This window comes from Nocardia sp. NPDC051900, assembly GCF_044452545.1.
GTDB lineage: Bacteria > Actinomycetota > Actinomycetes > Mycobacteriales > Mycobacteriaceae > Nocardia > Nocardia sichangensis.
In genome coordinates this window covers 1-3890 of sequence record NZ_JBITBU010000064.1, presented here as the reverse complement: position 1 = coordinate 3890, position 3890 = coordinate 1, and the positions used below count along the sequence as shown (strand labels likewise).

General features: G+C 64.7%; 2 protein-coding genes and 1 pseudogene. All 3 read right to left on the bottom strand.

Going from position 1 to position 3890, the window contains the following annotated elements; translation table 11 throughout:
• Positions 1-104: 104 nt before the first annotated feature.
• Positions 105-1112: an IS30 family transposase gene (locus tag ACIA5H_RS37640; protein ID WP_397081121.1), complete on the bottom strand. Its 1008-nt coding sequence runs from the start codon at positions 1110-1112 to the stop codon at positions 105-107.
• Positions 1113-1304: 192 nt separating this feature from the next.
• Positions 1305-1998, bottom strand: a pseudogene (locus ACIA5H_RS37635) (IS256 family transposase); the annotation flags it as partial.
• A gap of 404 nt (positions 1999-2402) precedes the next feature.
• Positions 2403-3890 (bottom strand): thioester reductase domain-containing protein (locus ACIA5H_RS37630; RefSeq protein ID WP_397081119.1); only part of this gene is annotated, 1488 nt, incomplete at its 5' end.

Here is a 3890-nt window from a genome sequence, read left to right as displayed (position 1 = left end):
GCACGGGCGGATACGATTTCGGCATCATGACCTCCTGATGGTCAAGTCTGCCTCAACTCTCGCAACGATGGTCGCGTATCCGGGGGCCGGATCAGGAGGTCGCTTCATCGGGGACCGCTCACTTCAGCAGGGCTACGCCAGCCGAGACGTTTGCGGGGCCGGTTGTTGAGTTCGGCGGCGACGAACTCGAGGTAGTCGGGGTGGTAGCCGGACAGGTCGGTGAACTTCGGAAAATACTGCCGGAGCAGACCATTCGTGTTCTCGTTCAAGCCGCGCTGCCAGGGCGAGTGCGGGTCACAGAAGTAGATGTCGAGACCGGTCGCCGCGGTGATCTGGACGTGGTTGGCCATCTCTTGGCCTTGGTCCCAGGTCAACGTCCGACGCAGAGTCCGCGGCAACGTGGACATCGTCGCGGTTATCGCTTCCTGGACATCGAGGGCCTTGTGGGTGTTCGGTAAATGCAGCAACATGACGAATCCGGTCGCTCGTTCGACGAGCGTGCCGATGGCGGAGCCGTTCTGGGCCCCGGTAATGAGATCGCCCTCCCAGTGCCCCGGCACTGTCCGGTCCTCGGCTTCGGCCGGCCGTTGGCTGATCGAGACCGCACCGGCATGCCGACTTCGACGCTGGTCGGGCTTACGGTGCGGCTTGCGCAGCGCGCGTCCGGTTCGCAAGCACTGTGCCAGTTCGCGCTCGAGCGCCTCGCGTCTTCGAACGTAAAGCGACTGATAGATCGTCTCGTGAGACACCCGCATCCGCGGATCGTCGGGAAAATCGACCAGTAGCCGTCGGCTGACCTGCTCGGGACTGTGCTTCAACAGCAACTGCCGCTCGACATAGGCGCCCAGCCGGGAATCGCGGCAAAGCAATGCCGTCTTGGGGCGGCGGGCACGCTTGTCGGCGAGTGCCTGAGCGACAGTGGCCCGGTATCCGGTCTTCGGTCGGCGAGTGCCACGGGCGAGCTCGCGGCTGACGGTCGAGGCAGACCTTCCGATGGACCTGGCAATCGCTCGGACACCCTCACCCGCCGCTCGGCGACAGGCGATCTCTTCCCGCTCGGCGAACGACAAGCGGGCCGGGCGAGTCGAATGTTCACACCATTGTGGCGGCATCACTCCGCCAGCCTCACGGAACCACCGCCAGCCAACCGTCTTCGACACACCGACCGCCGCGGCCGCGGTGTCGATGATCTCGCCCTCCCGGATCCACGCCCAGAACGAACGCTGAACCTCAACCGATATCGCAGGACGCCCCAACACCAACTCCCTCGTCACGGCGGGTGTTGCGTTGACCCCCTGAACCTAAGCGGCTGGCTCGGTGGGGAAGTGGCCGCGGGCGCGCACGGCCCGGCGGATGCGGGCGTTGACCGACTCGATCGCATTCGTCGAGCACACGACCCTGCGGATTTCGGTGTCGAACGCCAGGAACGGCACGAACTCCGCCCACGAGTTCTCCCAGAGTTTGACGATCGCCGGATACTTCTGGCCCCAGGCCCCGATGAATTCGTAGAACCGTTCCAGCGCGGCCGATTCCGTCGGTGCGGTGTAGATCGGCTTCAACGCCTTGGCGATCGCGTCCCAGTGCTGACGGGCCGCGTACCGGAACGATGCGCGCAGTAGATGCACCACACATGTCTGGACGACCGCGGCTGGCCAGACCTGTCCGATCGCCTCGGGAAGCCCTTTGAGACCGTCGCAGACGAGCATGCACACATCCTCGGCACCACGATTCTTGAGTTCGGTGAGTATCTGCAGCCAGAACTTCGCGCCCTCTCCGCCGTCTCCGGCCCACAAGCCCAGAATGTCGCGAGTGCCCTCGCACGGTGACCGCCAGCGCGACATAGATGGGCCGGTTGGCGACCTTGCCGTCGCGGATCTTCATATGGATGGCGTCCAGGAAGATCACCGGATACACGCTGTCGAGCGGCCGATTCTGCCACTCGTTCATGCCATCCATCACCTTGTCGGTAATCGTGGAGATCGTCTGCCTGGACACGGTCGGACGCGAATCCGCGAGCACGTATGCGATGCGGTCGGCCAGGTAGGTAAAATCCACCGGCACATAGCCCGCACCGGTCTTCACCACCACGAGCAGCGCGACTACCAGGTCCAGCGAGCAGGATCACCGCGACTGGTGGTTCCGTACGACGCCGCCGGCGATCAGCCGGCGCGCCAGCACGTTCGCGCGCCGATCCAATTCGGCGCAGGACAGCGATTCGATATCGAACTTGGCTGCGGAGCTGTCCGATGCGCGGCCACCGCCTGCTCGAACAGATTGACCAGCGTGGTACCGGCTGCGCTGAATCGCTGCGGATCACCATCCAATCCGGACGGCCCAGCGCTGCGAAACACTGTTCATGTTTTCCTCTCGGAAAGAAACGTCCGGTGCTTCGGCACATTGCCTCATCGGGACTCCACGAGGTCCTCCGGTGGACCGTCATCGCTCCGGACCGGGAAGAAGCCCGAGTCGATGAAGGATCTGACGTAGGCGTCAAGTACGGCAGCATCGATAGGTGGGCAGTGGATGTGCTGTTTAGCGAGCTCGGCACGAGTATGGGTGTCGTCGATCGGGGCCGTAACCGCTCCGTAGTTGCCGCTTACCAACGCGGCGCGCACCAGGGAGTCGTCGCCCGCCGCATCACGCGCCGCCGCTTGTTCGGCCAGCATCGTCGCGATCTCTTGGACCGAGGTGATTGCAATCGGAATACCCCGTCTGCGGAGAGCTGCGAAGACATCGCGAATTGGCACCGGCCGCGTATTCACCAGGTGGTACGCCGCACCGATCGCGGGCCGGTCGGCCAGCGCTACGATGGCGGACACCACGTAATTCACAGGTACCAGCGACATCGCGGCGTCGGCGGTCTCGGGGGCGAGCCCGAGGATGGCGGCCGCCCGGATCATATTCCAGAACGAGTCGTCGACGCTGTTCACACCGAGTCGCGGGTCGCCGCACACGATGCCGGGACGGTAGATGCTCACTGGCACTCCGCGTGCGCCCGCCTGCCGAACCAGTTGCTCGGCAACCCATTTGCTGGCCACATATCCGTTCTCGGACACCTCGCCGAGGCGCAATTCCGCATTCTCCCCGCCGATGAAATCCGGTGTGGTGGCGGCCGGTATCACGGCATTGACGGTGGAGACGAAATGCACGGGCTTGATCCGGCCGGTGGTCGCAAGGCCGAGCACCTCTCGGGTACCCGAGACGTTCGCCGCGCGCAGCCTTGTATAGGGCTCGATGTGGTTCACGCGAGCTCCATTGTGGTAAATCGTATCGATCCGTTGGGCCAGCCGCGTATAACCGGCATGGTCGAGCCCGAGGCGGGGCGCGGCCAGATCGCCTGCAACAGCGACGATTCGGGTTTGGTAGGAGTCGTTCCAGATCCGGTACTTCTGCAGGGCGTCGCGGATCCGCTTGTGTGCCCGCTCGTCATCATCGCCACGCACCAGGCACCAGACGCGTACCGGTCTGCTGGCCAGCAACTCTCGCAGCAGGTGTGCGCCGACGAATCCGGTCGCACCAGTGAGCAGGACATCCCGAGGGGCTGCGGTGAACATGGGTGCGACACCTTCGGTACTGATCTCTGGTCCGAGAACGACATCGGTGTCGATCGTGGCGCCGTCGTCGGAAGTGAACAGCGCCGCGGGTTCGTCCGGATGGTCGATGCGGGTGGCCAGGCCGCGCACCGTCGGTGCGGTGAACAATGCCGTCATCGGCAAGTCGATGCCGAGCCGGGCGGCTAGCGCGCGCTGCAGTGTGAAGGCCATCAGCGAGTTGCCGCCCAGCTCGAAGAAGTCGTCGTCCAGGCCGACCCGCTCCACGCCGAGCACCTCGGCGAAGGTCTCGGCCACGATCTCCTGCACCGGCGTGGCGGGCGCACGGAACACCTTGGC

Excerpts from the sequence above, each read along its gene's own strand:
- ACIA5H_RS37640 (WP_397081121.1), bottom strand. The coding sequence starts at position 1,112 with ATGCCGCCACAATGGTGTGAACATTCGACTCGCCCGGCCCGCTTGTCG.